The sequence below is a fragment of the Massilia sp. H6 genome, from assembly GCF_024802625.1.
GTDB lineage: Bacteria > Pseudomonadota > Gammaproteobacteria > Burkholderiales > Burkholderiaceae_D > Telluria.
The window spans coordinates 3,446,349-3,465,101 of record NZ_CP103371.1 but is presented as its reverse complement, the minus strand read 5'-3'; the positions used below and the strand labels follow the sequence as shown (position 1 = coordinate 3,465,101).

Annotated in this window: 13 protein-coding genes; 7 read left to right on the top strand and 6 right to left on the bottom strand. The window is 64.3% G+C overall.

Features of this window, described 5'->3' with window-relative positions; all coding sequences use genetic code 11:
- Positions 1 to 2 precede the first annotated feature (2 nt).
- The 3 genes from NRS07_RS15555 (at position 3) to NRS07_RS15545 (ending at position 4,345) form a co-directional block, all read left to right on the top strand.
- Positions 3 to 2,558 carry an ABC transporter permease gene (locus NRS07_RS15555; RefSeq protein WP_259208503.1) on the top strand — a complete coding sequence of 852 codons (2,556 nt, stop codon included), beginning with the start codon at positions 3 to 5 and terminating at the stop codon, positions 2,556 to 2,558.
- Positions 2,559 to 2,622: 64 nt separating this feature from the next.
- Positions 2,623 to 3,012 carry a group II truncated hemoglobin gene (locus NRS07_RS15550; RefSeq protein WP_259208502.1) on the top strand — a complete coding sequence of 130 codons (390 nt, stop codon included), beginning with the start codon at positions 2,623 to 2,625 and terminating at the stop codon, positions 3,010 to 3,012.
- 1 nt (position 3,013) lies between these two features.
- Entirely contained in the window at positions 3,014 to 4,345 is a 1,332-nt protein-coding gene (locus tag NRS07_RS15545; RefSeq protein ID WP_259208501.1) for a DNA recombination protein RmuC, read from the top strand.
- Positions 4,346 to 4,357: 12 nt separating this feature from the next.
- Here the strand turns inward: NRS07_RS15545 and glp are convergent, their stop codons facing one another.
- The 5 genes from glp to NRS07_RS15520 all read right to left on the bottom strand — a co-directional run bounded on the left by glp (position 4,358) and on the right by NRS07_RS15520 (position 14,120).
- A complete protein-coding gene (gene glp, locus NRS07_RS15540; protein ID WP_259208500.1) occupies positions 4,358 to 6,229 on the bottom strand; it encodes a gephyrin-like molybdotransferase Glp in 1,872 nt (623 codons plus the stop codon).
- A gap of 26 nt (positions 6,230 to 6,255) precedes the next feature.
- Positions 6,256 to 7,365, bottom strand: coding sequence for a GTP 3',8-cyclase MoaA (gene moaA / locus NRS07_RS15535; RefSeq protein ID WP_259208499.1), 1,110 nt, complete (start codon positions 7,363 to 7,365; stop codon positions 6,256 to 6,258).
- A complete protein-coding gene (gene chrA / locus NRS07_RS15530; RefSeq protein ID WP_259208496.1) occupies positions 7,358 to 8,677 on the bottom strand; it encodes a chromate efflux transporter in 1,320 nt (439 codons plus the stop codon). Before chrA ends, moaA begins: the two co-directional genes overlap by 8 nt.
- Before the next feature lie 124 nt (positions 8,678 to 8,801).
- A complete protein-coding gene (locus tag NRS07_RS15525) occupies positions 8,802 to 10,877 on the bottom strand; it encodes a PAS domain-containing sensor histidine kinase (protein WP_259208495.1) in 2,076 nt (691 codons plus the stop codon).
- A 201-nt stretch (positions 10,878 to 11,078) separates the two neighbouring features.
- Positions 11,079 to 14,120: an Rne/Rng family ribonuclease gene (locus NRS07_RS15520; RefSeq protein WP_259208493.1), complete on the bottom strand. Its 3,042-nt coding sequence runs from the start codon at positions 14,118 to 14,120 to the stop codon at positions 11,079 to 11,081.
- Positions 14,121 to 14,837: 717 nt separating this feature from the next.
- Here NRS07_RS15520 and NRS07_RS15515 point away from each other — a divergent pair.
- The 4 genes from NRS07_RS15515 to NRS07_RS15500 all read left to right on the top strand — a co-directional run bounded on the left by NRS07_RS15515 (position 14,838) and on the right by NRS07_RS15500 (position 18,053).
- The gene (locus tag NRS07_RS15515; protein ID WP_259208491.1) at positions 14,838 to 15,821 is read left to right on the top strand and encodes an RluA family pseudouridine synthase; all 984 of its coding nucleotides are present in this window, start codon (positions 14,838 to 14,840) and stop codon (positions 15,819 to 15,821) included.
- A 144-nt stretch (positions 15,822 to 15,965) separates the two neighbouring features.
- Positions 15,966 to 16,625, top strand: coding sequence for an HAD-IA family hydrolase (locus tag NRS07_RS15510; RefSeq protein WP_259208489.1), 660 nt, complete (start codon positions 15,966 to 15,968; stop codon positions 16,623 to 16,625).
- 2 nt (positions 16,626 to 16,627) lie between these two features.
- The gene (locus NRS07_RS15505) at positions 16,628 to 17,023 is read left to right on the top strand and encodes a Rieske 2Fe-2S domain-containing protein (protein WP_259208487.1); all 396 of its coding nucleotides are present in this window, start codon (positions 16,628 to 16,630) and stop codon (positions 17,021 to 17,023) included.
- A 16-nt stretch (positions 17,024 to 17,039) separates the two neighbouring features.
- Positions 17,040 to 18,053, top strand: coding sequence for a S49 family peptidase (locus tag NRS07_RS15500; RefSeq protein ID WP_259208485.1), 1,014 nt, complete (start codon positions 17,040 to 17,042; stop codon positions 18,051 to 18,053).
- A 205-nt stretch (positions 18,054 to 18,258) separates the two neighbouring features.
- Here NRS07_RS15500 and NRS07_RS15495 read toward each other — a convergent pair whose 3' ends face one another.
- Positions 18,259 to 18,561: a hypothetical protein gene (locus NRS07_RS15495; protein WP_259208484.1), complete on the bottom strand. Its 303-nt coding sequence runs from the start codon at positions 18,559 to 18,561 to the stop codon at positions 18,259 to 18,261.
- Positions 18,562 to 18,753 lie beyond the last annotated feature (192 nt).

Genomic DNA, 18,753 nt, shown 5'->3' with positions numbered 1-18,753 from the left:
CCATGTTCAGACAGTCCCTTCGCATGACCGCCCGCGACTGGCGCGCCGGCGAACTGCGTTTTTTGCTGGTGGCCCTGATCGTGGCCGTGGCGGCGCTGTCTTCGGTCGGCTTTTTCATCGACCGCATGCGCGCTGGCCTGAACCGCGACGCCCACCAGCTGCTCGGCGCCGACCTGCTGGTCAATGCCGACGACCCGATCCAGAAGACCTGGCGCGAGCAGGCACGCCAGCGCGGCCTGCTGGTGGCCGAAACCGTGACCTTCCAGAGCATGGCGCAGGCCGGCGAGGGCAATGCCGCGGCTGCCCAGCTAGCTGCGGTAAAGGCGGTCGAACCGGGCTACCCGCTGCGCGGACAGCTTGGCATCACGACCGATCCGGTCCAGGCCGGCGGGGCCATCGGCAGCAAGACCCGCGCCACGCCCAAGCCGGGCACGGTCTGGGTCGACGCCAACCTGCTGCCGGCGCTGCGCGTGGGCGTAGGCAGCAGCATTGTGCTGGGCGACAAACGCTTTCGCATCGCGCAGCTGATTGCCAGCGAGCCCGATAAGGGCGCTTCGTTCGCGAATTTCGCGCCGCGCGTGATGCTGTCGCTGCAAGACCTGGCAGCCACCGGCCTGGTCACCGATTTTTCGCGCGCCACCTATCGCCTGCAGGTGGCCTCGACCTCGAAGAACGATATGGCCGCCGTGGCCGCGTTCGAAAAATGGCTGCGCGCCGACATCGCCGCCCGCAACGTGCGTGGCGTGCGTATCGAGACCCTGGAAAACGGCCGCCCCGAGATGCGCGCCACGCTCGATCGCGCCGATAGCTTCCTGTCGCTGGTCGGGCTGCTGTCGGCCATGCTGGCGGCGGTAGCGGTGGCAATGGCGGCGCGTCGCTTCATGCAGCGCCATCTAGACGCCTGCGCCATGCTGCGCTGCCTCGGCATGACGCAAAACGAGGTCGGTGCGCTGTACCTGATCGAATTTGCCCTGGTCGGCCTGGCCGGCAGCGCCCTGGGCGTCGTGGTCGGCTTCGGCGCGCACTTCATCTTGCTGGAGATGATCGGCGGCCTGCTGCCGCCCGACTTGCCGCCGGTGTCGTTCTTGCCAGCGCTGCAGGGCGTCGCCACCGGCCTGCTGCTGCTGGTCGGCTTCGCGCTGCCGCCGGTGCTCCAGCTGCGCAACGTGCCGCACAACCGCGTGCTGCGGCGCGAAGCGGCCGCGCCGCAGCCGCTGGCGCTGGCCACGTATGGCCTGGGCGTCGGCGTGTTCCTGGCGCTGCTGCTGTGGCAGGCCGGCGATGTCAAGCTGGCCCTGATGACGGCCGCCGGTTTCCTCGGGGGCCTGGGCCTGTTTGCCCTGGTGGCATGGATGTGCCTGCGCTTGCTGCGCCACCTGCGCGGCGCCTTGCGGCACCAGGGCTGGCGCTTTGCCATCACCTCGCTGCAGCGCCGTCCCGGCGCGACCGTGGTGCAGGTGGTGTCGCTCTCGCTCGGCTTGATGGCGCTGCTGCTGCTCACCGTCGTGCGCGGCGACCTGATGTCGGCCTGGCGCACCGCGACGCCGCCGGATGCGCCGAATCGCTTCATCATCAATATCCAGCCAGAGCAGGCGCCCGGCGTCGAGCGCCAGCTGGTGGGCGCCGGCATCAAGGAAGTGACGCTGTTCCCGATGATCCGCGGGCGCCTGACCGCCATCAACGGCAAGCAGCTCACGCGCGACAGCTTCCAGAGCGGCGAGGCGCGCCGCATGGCCGAACGCGAATTCAACCTGTCGACCACGAGCACGCTGCCGGAATCGAACGAAGTGGTGGCCGGCAAGTGGTTCAGCGACGCCCCGGGTGCGCCGGCCGGCATGGGCGAAGCCTCGGTCGAGGAAAAGCTGGCGCAGACGCTGGGCCTGAAGCTGGGCGACGTGATGCGCTTCGACATGGGCGGCCTGGTGGTCGAATCGAAGGTGACCAGCCTGCGCAAGCTCGAATGGGGTTCGATGCGGGCCAATTTCTTTGTCATCATCAACCCGCAAGCGATGGAAAATGCGCCGCGCAGCTACATGACGGCCTTCCATTTGCCCGAGGGTAGGAGCACTGCGGCGGGCGGCCTGACCAGCAGCCTGACGCGCGCCTATCCGAACCTGACCGTGATCGACGTGTCTGGCATCATCCGCCAGCTGCAAGATGTGCTCGACCAGGTGGTGGTGGCGGTGGAATTCCTGTTCATGTTCACGCTCGCCTCGGGCGTGCTGGTGCTGTATGCGGCGCTGATGGGCTCGCAATCCGAGCGCACCCGCGAGGCCGGCCTGCTGCGCGCGCTCGGCGCCACCAAGGGACAGCTGGCGACGGCGCAGCGTATCGAGTTCATCCTGGTGGGCAGCGTTTCGGGCGTGCTGGCCGCGAGCGGCGCAGCGGCGATGGGCTGGGCGCTGGCCGAATACGTGTTCAAGTTTCCGTGGCGTTTCGAGCCGGGCGTGTGGCTGGCCGGCGTGGCGATAGGCGTCGCCTGCGCGCTGCTGGGCGGCTGGCTGGGGCTGCGCGGCGTGCTGCGCCAGCCGCCGCTGCAGACCTTGCGCGAAGCGTAAAGGGCCTGCAACGCGCAGGGCGCCGGGGTGGTCAGGGCCTACCCCGGCGCGCTATCATGTCGGCATGTCTGAAACCCCAATCCTGTACGACGTGATGGGCGGCGCCGCGCGCCTGCGCGAACTGGTCGACCGCTTCTACGACCTGATGGCGCTGGAGCCCGAATTCGCTGCCATCCACGCGATGCACCCGACCCCCAACGACAGCTCGCGCGAGAAGCTGTTCATGTTCCTGTCCGGCTGGACCGGCGGCCCCGATTTGTTCGTCGAACGCCACGGCCACCCGCGCCTGCGCGCGCGCCACCTGGGCTTTGCCATCGGCACCCAGGAGCGCGACCAGTGGCTGCGCGCGATGGCCTGGGCGATGGAAGACCTGGGCTACGACGAAGCGCTGCGCATGCGGCTGATGCAGTCGTTCTACCAGACGGCCGACTGGATGCGCAACAAGGCCGACTGACATGGAAATTATCGAACTCCTGATCGTGCTGGCTGCAATCATCATCATTGCGCTGCAGCTGCTGCTGCTTCAGCGCGCCCGCAAGGCCAGTGACAATGCCGGCGACGGCCGCCACCTCGAACGCCTCGAGCGGGAGCTGCGCCTGGAGCTGCAGTCGACCGCCCAGGCCACGCGCCAGGAAATGGCGGGCCACATGGGCCAGTACCACGCCGCCGGGGTGCAGCAGTTCGACAGCATGCGCCAGCAGATGCAGCTGCAGTCGGGGAGCAGCCGCGAGGAGCAGGCGCGCGCGCTCAAGCGCTTCGCCGACACGCTGCAGCAGACCCTGTCGAACCTGACCGAATCGAATGCGCAGCGCATGCTCGAAGTGCGCGGCACATTGGAAACCAAGATCCGCGACCTGCAGAACGACAATGCCAAGCGCCTCGAAGAGATGCGCCAGACGGTCGACGAGAAGCTCCACGCTACGCTGGAAACGCGCCTGACCGAATCGTTTCGCCAGGTGAGCGAGCGCCTGGAAAAGGTGCACCAGGGCCTGGGCGAAATGCAGCAGCTGGCGATCGGGGTGGGCGACCTCAAGCGCGTACTCACCAACGTCAAGACCCGCGGCACCTGGGGCGAAGTGCAACTGGAAATGCTGCTCGAGCAGGTGCTAACGATCGACCAGTACGCCAAGAACGTCGAGACCGTGGCCGGCAGCGGCGCGCGCGTCGAATTTGCCATCAAGCTGCCGGGCAGCGTCGACGGCGGACCGCCGCTATGGCTGCCGATCGACGCCAAGTTTCCCAAGGAGCAGTACGAGCGCCTGCTGGAAGCGGCCGACCGTGCCGATGGCGACGGCGTAGCGCGTTTCGGGGCCGAGCTCGAACGGGCGGTGCGCCTCGAGGCCAAGACCATCTGCGAGAAATACGTCTCGCCGCCGCAGACCACCGATTTTGCGATCCTGTTCCTGCCGACCGAAGGCCTGTATGCGGAAGTAATGCGGCGCCCCGGCCTGTCCGACGATTTGCAGCGCACGCTGCGGGTGTCGATCGCCGGTCCGTCGACCTTGTCGGCGCTGCTCAACAGCCTGCAAATGGGCTTTCGCACGCTGGCGCTCGAAAAGCGCTCGTCCGAAGTGTGGCAGGTGCTGGGCGCGGTCAAGACCGAGTTCACCAAGTTTGGCGACGTGCTGGCTACCACCAGGGCGACGCTCGAAAAGGCCGCCAAGAACATCGAAAACGCCGAGACGCGCAGCCGGGTGATGGCGAAAAAACTGAAGTCGGTAGAGGCATTGCCCGCAGACGCCGCGCAGTTGTTGCTCGGCGCAGACCGCAGCGACGAGGACGAGTAACCCGGCGGCTGGCTACATCAAGCCTTCGAACGGGATGATGTCGACCATGTCGCCCGACACGACATTGCCCTGCTCGTCGTGCAGCACCACCATGCAGTTGGCCTCGGACATCGAACGCAGGATGCCGGAGCCCTGCGAGCCGGTGATGCGCACTTCGGGCTGGCCGTCTGCACCAGTTGCCAGGATGCCGCGCTGGTATTCGGTGCGGCCGGGCTTCTTGCGGATCGCCACGCTCGAGCGGGCGCGCAACAGCGGCAGGGGAGCCTCGGCGCCCATCATGCGCAGCAGCGCTTCGCGCGCGAAGAAGTAGAACGACACCATTACCGCCACCGGATTGCCGGGCAGGCCGAACAGGAAGGCGCTGCGGCCGTTCGACTTGATGCGCCCGAACGCCAGCGGGCGTCCGGGGCGCATGCCAATCTTCCAGAAGGTCACGTCGCCCAGTTTTGCCATCACCTGCTTGGTGTAGTCGGCCGCGCCGACCGAGACGCCGCCCGAGGTGATGATCGCGTCGGCGTTCTCGCAGGCGCTGCGCAAGGCCTGTTCCAGCGCATCCGGATCGTCGCGCACCACGCCCATGTCGATGACATCGCAACCCAGGCGCTGGAGCATGCCGTAGATGGTGTAGCGGTTGCTGTCGTAGACGCAGCCTTCACCGAGTGGCTCGCCGACCGAACGCAGCTCGTCGCCGGTCGAGAAAAAAGCGACGCGCAGGCGCCGCTGCACCGCCACCTCGGGCATGCCGAGCGAAGCCAGCAGGCCCAGGTCGGCGGGGCGCACGATGCGGCCAGCCTTCAAGGCCGAACTGCCGGCCTTGAGGTCTTCGCCGGCGAAGCGGCGGTTGTCGCCCGGCCGGATCACGCCGGCGGGAAGCACGATGCTGTCGCCATCGTGCTTGACGAATTCTTGCGGCACCACGCTGTCGCAACCGTCCGGCATGACGCCGCCCGTCATGATGCGCACGCACTGGCCGGAGACCGGAACCAGGCCGGATGGATTGCCGGCCAGGGCGGTGCCGATCACCCGCAAGCTTACTGGCGCGTCCTCGCGCAGGTCGGCGCCGCGCAGGGCAAAGCCGTCCATCGCCGAATTGTCGTGGGCCGGCACGTCGATCGGCGAGATAACGTCCACGGCCAGTACGCGGCCCAGGGCCGAGCGCAGCGCGACTTTTTCGACTGATCGCACCGGCTGCACGAAGTCGCCGATGATGCGCTGGGCGTCGCGTACCGGCAGCGCGTCGGGGTCGTAGCCGTCCAGGCAGCTGGTCACCTTCGCCAGCGTCGGCGGCAAGGTGTCGTCCAGGCCGTGCAGCTCTTCGAGCGTGTTGATGTTGCGGAAAGCGTCAAGGTCGTCGAACAGCACCTCGACCGCCTTCAGGTCCTTGTACCAGCCGTCCATGCGGCGGCCGCCCTCCAGGAGATACTGCGACAGCACCGGCAGCCGGCTCGCCCTGACCAGGCAGAACACGGGATGCGCTTGCGCGCGCATGCCCGGCTCCTGGGTGGCCGCAAAGGCCAGGTCGGCGTTGGCGTCTTCTGCTGCGGCGGCCAGCCGTACGGCCAGGTCGTGCGGCAGAAAGGGCGAATCGCAGGGCACCGCCAGCAGCCACGGGGTCACGCAGTGGCGCAGCCCGGCTTCCAGGCCCGCCAGCGGACCGGCGAAACCGGGTGTTTCGTCGGCCCACACCGGCGCTGCCAGTTCCAGCCAGGCGTCGATGTTGCGGTTGGCGTTGACCATGACCGAGCCGACCTGCGGCAGCAGGCGGTCGATCACGTGCTGCGCCATGGTGCTGCCGCGGAAGGGCTGCAAGCCCTTGTCGACATTGCCCATGCGCGAGCCGCGTCCGCCCGCCAGGATCAGTCCTGTAATGAGTTTCTTGTCCATGTGTTTGTCCTTGCGAGTTTGCCGGGCTAGCCGCCGATATACGACATTTCGACCCGTTTTGCGCCGGGCGCCAGGCGCGTTGCATCGATGGTGCGCGTTTCCGAATAGCGGTCGGCACGTGCGCGCCAGAGCTGGGCGACGGCGGCGGACAGGTCGGCGTCCGGACGGGAGCTGCGCAGCAGGCCGCGCAGGTCGTGACCGTGGGTGGCGAACAAACAGGTATAGAGCTTGCCCTCGGTCGACAGGCGCAGGCGCGAGCAGTCGTGGCAGAAAGCCTGGGTGACGCTGGAGATCACGCCCACTTCGCCGCCGCCGTCGAGATAGCGCCAGCGCGCCGCGGTTTCGCCCGCATAGTTGGCCGAAGCGGGCGCCAGCGGCAGTTCGGCGCCGATGCGCCGAATGACCTCGCTCGAAGGAATGACTTCATCCATGTTCCAGCCGTTCGAGGCGCCCACATCCATGTATTCGATGAAGCGCAGGATGAAGGGTGAATTCTTGAAATGGCGCGCCATCGGCAGGATCTGGCCATCGTTGGTGCCGCCCTTGACCACCATATTAACCTTGATCGGTCCGAGCCCGGCCGCATGCGCGGCGTCCAGGCCATGCAACACGTCGGCAACCGAAAAATCGACATCGTTCATGCGGCGGAACATGGCGTCGTCGAGTGCGTCGAGCGACACGGTCACGCGGTCCAGGCCCGCGTCTTTCAGGGCCCGCGCCTTGCGCGCCAGCAGCGAGCCGTTGGTAGTGAGCGTGAGGTCGAGCGCGCGCCCGCTCGGGGTGGGCAGTGCGCGCAGCATGCCGACCAGGCGTTCGAGGTTCTTGCGCAGCAGCGGCTCGCCGCCGGTCAGGCGGATCTTCTCGACGCCGTGGCCGATGAAGATGCGGGCGACGCGCGCGATCTCTTCGAAAGAGAGCAGGTCGCCCTGCGGCAAATAAGCATAGTCCTTGTCGAACACTTCTTTCGGCATGCAGTACACGCAGCGGAAATTGCAGCGGTCGGTGACCGAGATGCGCAGGTCGTGGAGCGGCCTGCCGCGGGCGTCGAGCAGTGTTCCGGTGGGCGCATCACGCTGCGCCGGCACTGCCAGCTGCGGTGAGCGCAAGTCGTTGATCATGATGATTTTTTCAGCCATGCCAATACGATAGCACGAGCCCCGCGAGCGCACAGGCGGCGATCAAGGGGATCGGCCCGAGCCGGTAGCGCAGCAGGGCGATGCTGGCGGCCACGCCGATGCCGATGGCCGCCGGCTGCGGCGCGCCGCCGGCGAAAAACACATGCTGTCCGAAGAACACGGCCAGGCTGGCCACCACCCCGACCACGGCGGCCGAGATCGCGGTCAAGGGCGCGGTAAACCGGACCTGGCCGCGCCCGGATTCGACCAGCGGTGCGCCGGCCAGGATGAACACGAACGAGGGCAGGAAAGTGAACAGGGCCGCGACCAGCGCCCCGGCCACGCCCGCCAGCGGCAGTGCCCCCGGGCCGAACAGCGCCCCGGTCCAGCCGCCGACAAAACCCACAAAGGCGACGATCATGATCAGGGGTCCGGGCGTGGTCTCGCCCAGCGCCAGGGCGTCGATCATCTGCGCCGCGCTCAGCCACCCGTATTGCCCGACCGCGCCCTGCACCACATAGGGCAGCACCGCGTAGGCGCCGCCAAAGCTCATCAGGGCGGCCTTGGAGAAGAACCAGCCCATCCGGGCCAGGGTGCTGTCCACTCCGTACAGCGCGGCCAGCGCCAGCCAGGCCGCGAGCGCCAGCCCGATGCCGCCTAGCGCCACCTTGAGCAGGTGGGGCAGCGAGAGGCGCGCGTGTCCGGGTGTCGGCGTATCGTCGTCGATCAGTGCCGGGCCGTAGTGCCGGCGGTTGGCGGCGTGGGCGCCGCCCGGCTGGAAGCGCTGCGGCCACAGGCGCCCGCCAATGACGCCTGCCAGCGCCGCGGCCAGCAAGATCACTGGGAAGGCCAGCCCGAACACGGCGATGCCGATAAAGGCCAGCGCGGCGATCGCGCCCAGCAGCGCATTGCGTAAGGTGCGGGTGCCGATGCGCCAGGCCGCCGCGATCACGATGGCGACCACCGCTGGTTTGATGCCGTTCATGATGCCGGTCACGGCGGGCAGGTGGCCCCACACCAGGTAGATCCACGACAGCCCGATCAGCAGCAGCAGCGCGGGCAGGATGAACAGCATCCCGGCCAGGATGCCGCCCGCGGTGCGGTGCAGGAGCCAGCCGATGTAGATCGCCAGCTGGGTGGCTTCCGGTCCGGGCAGCAGCATGCAGTAGTTCAGCGCATGCAAGAAGCGCTGTTCGGAAATCCAGCGCCGCCGCTCGACCAGTTCGGCGTGCATCAGGGCGATCTGGCCGGCCGGACCGCCGAAGCTGATGAAGCCGAGCTTGAGCCAGTAGAGCAGGGCGGTGCGCAGGGGAAGGGGAGGACAGGCTTGCATGGGGCGATCGTAACCCATCCGTTTATTGCTCACCAGGAGCAATGCTGACGCTGACCTGCCGCCGTAAAGAAAAAAAGCGGATAAAACGATCTTGTGGTTGCAGTCGTGGAGCCAGGTAGACGTGTTACTCGCTCACGGAGCTGGCACCTGACTCAATCATCGAACGGATTCGGTCAGCGATGACGTCGATCGAGAATGGCTTGGTCAGGACTGCCATTCCCGGAGCCAGATAACCATTGTTAAGCACGGCATTTTCCGCGTAACCGGTAATAAACAGTACCTTCAGGTCTGGCCGCGAGATACAGGCCGCGTCAGCCATCTGACGGCCATTCATGCCGCCGGGCAGGCCCACGTCCGAAATGAGCAGATCAATCCGCGCATCGGACTGCAAGATCTTGAGCCCTGCGCTACTGTCCTCAGCCTCGATCCAGGCATAACCGAGATCGTTGAGAATGTCGACGAGGAGCATTCTCACGGTTGGCTCGTCGTCGACGACCAGCACGGTCGCCAGCTGCGCCGAGCGCTGCAAAGTCCTTATCTCGGACGCGACGGTTTCTTCTATGCTATTACCATGGTGGCGAGGGAGATAAATGGAAACGGTTGTTCCCTGGCCTAATTCAGAGTAGATCCGCACCTGACCTCCGGATTGCTGGGCGAATCCATAGATCATTGACAATCCAAGTCCCGTGCCTTGACCGATGGGTTTGGTGGTGAAAAACGGATCGAAGGCGCGAGCGATCACTTCTTTCGACATGCCAGTTCCAGTGTCGCTCACGGACAATGCCAGGTATTGGCCTTCGGCCATGGATTGTAGCTTGGCGGCCCGTTCATCCATCCATTTGTTGGCCGTTTCGATGGTAATGCGGCCACCGTTGGGCATGGCGTCGCGGGCGTTGATACAGAGATTTAACAGTGCATTTTCGAGTTGCGATGCATCGACAATGGTAGTCCAGGCATCCGACACGCCAACGAATTCGATGGGCGTGCTGGGCCCGACGGTGCGCTGGATAAACTCGTGCATGTCCGCGACGAGTCGGTTGACATTGGTTGGCTTGGGCACAAGCGTCTGCTGGCGTGAAAATGCCAAAAGACGATGTGTCAACGCAGCCGCACGCCTGGATGCACCCTGGGCCATTGCAATGTAGCGCTCAAACTCATTGAACCGGCCTTGCTGCATACGGATCTGCATCAGTTGCAGGGACCCTGCGATTCCTGCAAGCAGATTGTTGAAATCGTGGGCCAGCCCTCCGGTCAGCTGGCCGATTGCATCCATTTTCTGCGACTGGCGCAAGGTTTCCTCGGCAGATGCGAGAGCTTGCAGGTGTTCTTTCTCGGCCGTAATGTGCCGACCGCTTGCATAGATCAACTCTGCTTCGGGTGTGGCAACCCACGAAAACCATCGAACGCCGCCATCCTTGTGACGATAGCGATTCTGGAACGTCTGCAAGTTCTCTTGACGGGCATGTTGCAGCGCTCCTTGCGATGCGTCGTCGTCGGGAACGATGAAATCGAACGCGGACCTGCCCAGCACCTCTTCAGGCAGCCAGCCGAGTATCGACGTGAAGGCAGGATTGATGGCGGTGAAAATACCCTGGACGTCGATTACGACCTGAACGTCTTGTGTATTGCGCCACAAGCGGTCGCGTTCCTGGGTGCGCTCGCTGACTTGCTGTTCGAGCGACTGGTTGAGACGGTATAGCGCTTGCCGGCTTGCAAGCATTTTTCTTTCGGTGAGTACTTTTTCCGTGGTTTCGAGAGCCAGACAGTAGATGCCGGCAATCTCGCCCGTATCGTTCAGAAGTGGCGTATAGCTAAAGTTGAACCAGCGTTGTCCACTTTCCTGGCCGTCGAGCGTAAACGGCATCTCTTCGAAATAGAGTGACTCCCCGCCGAGCACTGCTTCGTTAAGTGGGCCTAATGTGTCCCAGATTTCTGCCCACAACGCATGCGCGGGTTGTCCGAGGCCCATGGGATGTTTGCTACCAAGAATAGGGAGGTAGCGATCGTTGTAAAACGAGATTTGGTCCGGTCCCCAGGCCAGATAGGCTGGTTGGGCAATCCGGTTCATCAGCGCGACGGCACTGCGTAGACTGCAAGGCCATGTCTCGGGACTACCCAAGGCAGTGGACGCCCAGTCGTGCTGGCGGATGCGCTCGCCCATCTGACCACCGCCCTGAAGAAAAGCAAGACTACGACTCATTTACCAGGATCTTTCAATTTTCAGGACGGGTTTAGATTAAGGCGATTGGGGATGGTACACGGTTCATCATTTCCCTGGCTCGCGCACCGATATGTACCCGCCATAGGTAGGTACCGGCCATAAAAAAACCCCAAAAGTTGGTGTCCAACTTTTGGGGTTCAGCTTACGAAGCTTCCCTTACCATTCTTTACACAGCGATGCTCATTCGCGCGAGGTATCCACCTGGATCAGCGGCTCGTCCACCGGTGCTGCCACCGGCTTGCGGGCGCGGCCAACGCGCTGGGTCGATGCGGCTTGGGCAGCAGCTTCCTGGGCGGCGCGCAGCTTTTCCGGGTCGGTCGAGGCCAACTGCAGGCCGGCCCTGGACAGGACATCGTCGATGTCGACCGGTGCCTGGGCGGCGGCAACCGGAGCGGCGGCAACTGGCGCTGGAGCGGCCACTGGTGCCGGAGCCGCAGCGACAGGAGCAGCGACAGGAGCAGGAGCAGGTGCAGGAGCAGGTGCAGGAGCAGGTGCCGGCGCCGCCTCTTCCGCGGGAGCCGCCGCAGCTTGCGCAGCCGCTACCGACGCGCTGGTCGGGAAGGCCCATGCACCGGCTTGGCCGGTGGCGCTCGCCACTGGCGCGGCAGCGCCGTCGGCAACCGCAGCAGGCGCAGGCGCAGGGGCAGCAGGAGCAGCAGGAGCAGCAGCTGGTGCGGCGGCCTGCGCCTTGGCCGTGGCCGCCGCGGCGATCGAAGCGGAGGTTGGGAAGGCCCATGGCGCCGGCTCGGTCGATGCCGCGGCCTGCTTTGCCTTCGGTGGACGGCCTTGGGCAGCTACTTTAGCGGCTTCTTCGTCGGCGACCGGCGTAAAGGCCGGTGCGCCTTCGACGCCGTCGGCGCCTTCGCCCTCGACACCGTCGCGGTCGCGGCGGTTGCGGTTACGGCCACCACGGCGGCGGCGGCGGCGCGGCTCGTCGCCGTCGGCGTCGAGTTCGTCGCTGGCCGGGCCGGCGGAGGCGACCTTCACCGCGTGCTCGAGCACGTCACCGTGCGGGGTGCTGGTGGACAGATCGGCTTGCATGACCGGCACCGGTGCCGGCGCCGGGGTAGCGTGCAGCTTGAGTTCTTCGGCCTTGGCTTCGACCGGCTGGACAGCGCTGCGTTCGCCACGCTCACGCGGCTCACGCGGCTGGCGCGGCGCGCGTTCCTTGCGCTCGGCTGGCTCGGGACGTTCACCACGTTCGGCCCGTGGTGCAGCCTGGGCGGCATCGCCAGCGTCGCGCGGTGGACGCGGTTCGCGTGGCGGACGCGGCGGACGTGCCGGCTTGCCTTCGAGGTCCGCGGCTTTCACGGTCTCGTCGAGCTTGCCGTTAGCGTCGCGTTCGCTGCGGTCGCGCCCGCCCTTGACGCCACGGCTGCTGCCGTTGCGGCCGCGCTGGCCACGCTCGCCGCGCTCGCCAGTCGATGCGGCGGCTGGCTTTTCAGCCACGGTCGGCTGGGGAGTCGGCGCCGGTGGCACCGGTTCGCCCATGAAGAAGTTACGGATGCGGGCGAAGATGCTGATCTCGGCAGGGGCCGGGGCTGGTGCCGCGGCCGGGGCGGCAGCCACCGGCTTGACTGGCTTGGCCGCTTCGCTGCGGTCGACCACCGGGGCCGGCTGGGCCGGGGTGATGGTCTTGACGACGGCTTCCTGGCGCGGCTTGGCTTCTTCTTTCTGGCGCTTGGCATAGGCCATGTCGGTGTCTGCCGATTCGGCCATCGCGTAGCTGGCGTGCGCGTCTTCCAGGCGTGGGTCGTCGTGCTTGATGCGCTCGAGCTTGTAATGCGGCGTGTCCAGGTGCTTGTTCGGGATCAGGATCACGGTGATGCGGTGACGGCTCTCGATCTTGAGCACTTCGCCGCGCTTCTCGTTGAGCAGGAAAGCGGCGACATCGACCGGCACCTGCACGTGGATCGCGGCCGAATTTTCCTTCATCGCCTCTTCCTGGATGATGCGCAGCACCTGCAGGGCCGACGATTCGGTATCGCGGATGTGGCCGGTGCCCGAGCAGCGCGGGCAGGTCACATGCGAGCCTTCGGACAGCGACGGACGCAGGCGCTGGCGCGACAGTTCCATCAGGCCGAAGCGCGAGATCTTGCCCATCTGGACGCGCGCACGGTCATGGTGCAGGGCGTCTTTCAGGCGGGTTTCGACTTCGCGCTGGTTCTTGGCCACTTCCATGTCGATGAAGTCGATCACGATCAGGCCGCCCAGGTCGCGCAGGCGCAGCTGGCGCGCCACTTCGTCGGCGGCTTCGCAGTTGGTGTTGAAGGCGGTGTTTTCGATGTCCGAACCGCGCGTGGCGCGGGCCGAGTTGACGTCGATCGAGACCAGCGCTTCGGTGTGGTCGATGACGATCGCGCCGCCCGATGGCAGCGGCACGGTGCGCGCGTAGGCGGTCTCGATCTGGTGTTCGATCTGGAAGCGCGAGAACAGCGGCACGTCGTCGCTGTAGCGCTTGACGCGATGGGCCATGTCGGGCATCACGTGGCTCATGAACTGCTGGGCCTGGTCAAAGATGTCGTCGGTGTCGATCAGGACTTCGCCGATATCGGGCTGGAAGTAGTCGCGGATCGCGCGGATCACCAGCGACGACTCCTGATAGATCAGGAAGGCGCCACCGGCCGACTTGCCGGCGCCTTCGATTGCGCGCCACAGCTGCATCAGGTAGTTCAGGTCCCACTGCAGTTCTTCGACATTGCGGCCGATGCCGGCGGTGCGGGCAATTACCGACATGCCTTGCGGCAGGTCGAGCTTGTCCATGGTCTCGCGCAGTTCCTGGCGTTCTTCGCCTTCGACACGGCGCGACACGCCGCCGCCACGCGGGTTGTTCGGCATCAGGACCAGGTAGCGGCCTGCCAGCGAGATGAACGAGGTCAGGGCTGCGCCCTTGTTGCCGCGCTCTTCTTTCTCGACCTGGACCATGATTTCCTGGCCTTCGCGCAGCGCTTCCTTGATGCTGCAGTTGCGCACGTCGACGCCGTCACGGAAATAAGTGCGGGCAACTTCCTTGAAGGGGAGGAAACCGTGGCGGTCTTCGCCGTAGCTGACGAAGCAGGCTTCGAGGGAAGGTTCGATGCGGGTAATGACACCCTTGTAGATATTGGACTTGCGCTGCTCTCGTCCGGCTGTTTCGATGTCGATGTCGATCAGTTTCTGTCCATCGACGATTGCTACGCGCAGCTCTTCTTGCTGCGTAGCGTTAAACAACATGCGTTTCATTTTTATAAACTCCGCGGCCCGGGGGCCGTGTCATGCCGCGTCGGTTAGACGTGGCTTAAGTACATGGGGAATGTACGCGGAGAAAGAATGTTGGAGGGGGGAATACCCGGGAATGGGGCAAGCCGACGCTACGCGTCGGTGCCGCACAGGGCGCAAATGGAGCCGAACGTCATTGCCTACGCACGCCGCAACCTGCAACTGCCTGCGCCTGCCACCACGTTGGGGTGGGCACGGCGCAAACAGCGAGGCGGTGTGCAACAACGAGCCAGACCTGAGCCAGCGAACAACCAGGACCTTGATACCGAGGCAATCGATCAGCCTGCATCAGTCCGCGCAGTGATCCGATCAATCAGCCCATCCTCTCAAGCCTTCAGGTGAAGCCACCATCGGGTCGGGCCACAACGACAAGCGTTATCGACACCATCAACCGGCAAGCCGCCCAACAGGCGGCTTGCCGGTACTTATCCTTATAAGTCCAAACAATTCCATCTTGCATCCACGCGCGCAACCCGATTACAACTGCAGGTGCAACCCTGATTCGCGCCTGAATGTGCGTACACGTTTTTTCCATCGATTTGCACTCTGGCGGGGCCGATGGAGCGCGCCCCTGTGTAAAATATCGTTTTAATTCTTACACCAGCAGAGGTTTGACCGCCGCCTGTCGATTATATATTCAAAATGAAGGACTTAGAGAGAATTTCTGGGAAGACAATGCGAATGGCAAGACAAAACGATGTTGTTCCCCCTTCATCACAGCAAGCACTCCAGGCGCAGTTCGTGACCATCTCCGAAGAAGAAGCCGGCCAGCGCATCGATAACTACCTGCTGCGTATCTGCAAGGGCGTACCCAAGAGCCACGTCTACCGTATCCTGCGCTCCGGCGAAGTACGGGTCAACAAGGGCCGTATCGACCAGCTGTACCGCCTGGTCGAGGGCGATATGGTGCGCATCCCGCCGATCCGCATCGCTGAAAAGAGCAGCGCCCAGGTTGCGCCCGGCGCTGAATTTACCATCGTCTTCGAGGATGCCCACCTGCTCGTGATCGACAAGCCGTGCGGCGTGGCGGTGCACGGCGGCTCGGGCGTGTCGTATGGCGTCATCGAGCAGTTGCGTGCATCGCGGCCGCAGGCCAAGTTCCTGGAGCTGGTGCACCGGCTGGACCGCGAGACCTCGGGACTGCTGCTGCTGGCAAAGAAGCGTTCCGCACTGACCAACCTGCACGAGCAGATGCGCGATGGCCATACCGACAAACGCTACCTGACGGCGGTGCATGGCGACTGGATCAACAAGCGCCAACATGTAAAGCTACCTTTACATAAATACACGACAGCGGACGGCGAGCGGCGCGTAGTGGTGCAGGCCGGCGGCATGGAATCGCATACCATTTTCAACCTCAAGCGCAAGTGGCAAGAATTCGCGCTGCTCGAGGCCGAGCTCAAGACCGGCCGTACGCACCAGATCCGGGTGCACTTGGCATCGAGCGGTTTCCCGATCCTGGGTGACGATAAATATGGTGATTTCCCGTTTAACAAGGCCTTGCAGAAGGGAAGCGCCACCCGTGGCGCGCTCAAGCGCATGTTCTTGCACGCCCACCAGATCACGTTCACGCATCCGGACAGCGGCCAGCAGATGACGCTGCGCGCGCCGCTGCCTGCCGAGTGCGAACGTTTCTTGGTAAGCTTGGGCCAGTCCGTGGCATGATCGACCGTATTGCCAGGGATCGGCAGCCGGGTTCAAGCGCATCGCGCACGCCTGGCACGCCGAATTACTCTTTAAATTTCACCGTGGGCGTAGTTCCGCCCACCCTTTAATACCCAAGGAAATGGCAGCCTACTGCCGACAATAATGCCAAGAAAGCAATTTGACCTGATCGTCTTCGATTGGGATGGTACGCTGATGGACAGCACGGCAACGATCGTCCGCTGCATCCAGTCGGCAGCGCGCGACCTGGGCCTGCCAGTGCCGAGCGACGCCTCGGCGTCGCATGTGATCGGCCTCGGCCTGCTCGAGGCGATGGCGGCCGTCATGCCGGACATCGAGCCGGCCATGTATCCGCGCATGGTCGAACGCTATCGCTATCATTACCTGACCAAAGACCACGAACTGGTGCTGTTCAAGGGCGTGCGCGAGATGCTCAGTGGACTGAAGCAACAAGGCTATTTTCTGGCCGTGGCCACCGGCAAGAGCCGTGTCGGCCTGAACCGCTCGCTGAACGCGGCCGGCCTGCTGTCCACCTTCGATGCCACCCGCTGTGCCGACGAGACCTTCTCCAAGCCGCATCCGGCGATGCTGCAGGAATTGACCCGCGAGCTCGGGCAGGTGCTGCGCCGCACCGTCATGATCGGCGACACCACCCACGACCTGCTGATGGCGGAAAACGCCGGTGCCTTTGGCATTGCGGTCGAATTTGGTGCCCACCCGGTGCACCAATTGCAGGCCTGCCGACCATTGTTCTCGGCCAAGTCGATACCTGAGCTGCACGACTGGCTGCTGGAGAACGCATAAAGATGGTGCAAGAAGGTGGTGTGTTCGTGTGCGAAGCGGCTGCGCTGGTCGATGCCGGCAAGGGCATGCGCTTTCCTGTCATTGCCTACGGGCACCCAACCACCGGCTTTGTGATACGTTATGGCGGTAAACCATTTGCCTACCTGAACCGTTGTGCCCATGTACCGATCGAACTCGATTGGTCACAGGGCAATTTTTTCGAGTCGGGCGGACAGTACCTGATGTGCTCGACCCATGGCGCGATGTATGCGCCGGACACCGGCAGCTGTGTCGGCGGCCCGTGCCGCGGAGGGCGGCTGCGGCCGATCGGCGTGATCGAGCGCGACGGCGGCATCTGGTGGCAGCCGGACGATATGGTGCAAGCGGCCGGAGACAGTGCATCTTCCCGTACAGGGTAGTTTTGAAACGGATTCTATGAGCGAACAGACGCGTCACGATCATCAAGCCGAACTTCCAGCCGAAAAACGGCTTGCCGCCAACCCGACCGCGAGTAACTGGGAGCGCGAGACGCTGGAAAAGCTGGTATTTGCCACCGTGCGCGAACGCCGCGCGGCGCGCCGCTGGGGCATCTTCTTCAAGCTGGGCTTCCTGATACTGGGCATTGTCGCCCTGCTGACCTATTTCGATTCCACCTTCGGGCTGGGGGGCGACGAGAACCTGGGACGGCATACCGCGTTGATCGAAATTAACGGCGAAATCGAAGCAGAAGGCAGCGGCGCGGCCGATACCGTGATTCCCTCGCTGAACAAGGCCTTTTCCGATCCCGGCTCGGCCGCGGTGGTGCTGCGTATCGACAGCCCCGGCGGCAGTCCGGTGCAGGCTGGCATCATCGTGGACGAGATCGCGCGCCTCAGGCGGGGTTATCCGGACAAGCCGCTGTACGTGGTGGTGGACGAGATCTGCGCCTCGGGCGGCTATTACGTTGCGTCCGCGGCCGACCGCATCTTCGTGAACAAGGCATCGATCGTCGGCTCGGTGGGCGTGCTGATGGACAGCTTCGGCTTTACCGGCACCATGGATAAGCTGGGGGTTGAACGGCGCCTGATGACGGCTGGCGAGCACAAGGGCTTCCTCGATCCGTTCAGCCCGCAGTCGGACAAGCACAAGGCGCACGCCCAGGCGATGCTCAACGAAATCCACCAGCAATTCATCACGGTGGTGCGCGCCGGCCGTGGCAAGCGCCTGAAGGAAACCGAAGATACCTTCTCGGGCCTGTACTGGAGCGGAGCGAAAGCCGTCGAAATGGGCCTGGCCGACGGCTACGGTACGGTCGATACCGTGGCGCGCGACATCGTCAAGGCCGAGGACATCGTCGACTATACGGCCCACGAAGGCTTGCCCGAACGCGTGCTCAAGAAGTTCGGTGCTTCCGTTGGCAATGGCGCGGTCAGTGCCACCTTGCGCGGCGCGGTGCCACAGCTTCGTTGAGATTGTGCTTGCATCTGGCGTTACTTGTTCTATATTGTGGATAGCGACTTGCGGCGCAGGCTGGCCACACACTTCCAGAGGTGGGTGATCGCTTGAACTGACAGACGCTCCCCAACTGCACCAAGCGTGCGGCTTCGAGAGAATTCAATTCCTCATAGTGGTATTCCTGTTCAGGGAATGAAAGCGACGGCCTCGGCCGTCGTTTTCATTTTGCACTGGCGCTCAGGCTTGCAGGTGCCGACCGGCCAGGTGCCGTCTCGGCCGCATGAAGGCCGCCGCTTTCCAGCCATGCCAGGAAATCGCTTTGGGCGCTGTGGTAGTGGGCCGCGCGCAAGGCCGGCACGCCCGGATGCAGGTGGGGACTGTCGCCCCCGTGCTGCCAGCGCGACAGGGCGAGCTGGGCCAGTAGGCCAGAAGCGTGGAAGCGGGCGATGCCGAGCTGTTCCACGGTTGTTTTTTGTGGAGGAAGTGGTCCACTGGTCAGTTGCGCGTCGGTATGCACGGTCATGTCCTGTTCTTCGATGCGAGGGCTCTACTGTAAAGATTCCTCGGGCCGTTAGGCGGATTCCTAACGTATTGAAGTCTATCAATAGGAAAATTCCGAAGTTTGACGTTTGTCAAATGTGCCGACGCATCGAAAATCAGCCAGGCCACTATATCTCTCACGCGTAAAGGGCAGGCTTTGTCGACCCTGCCGGTT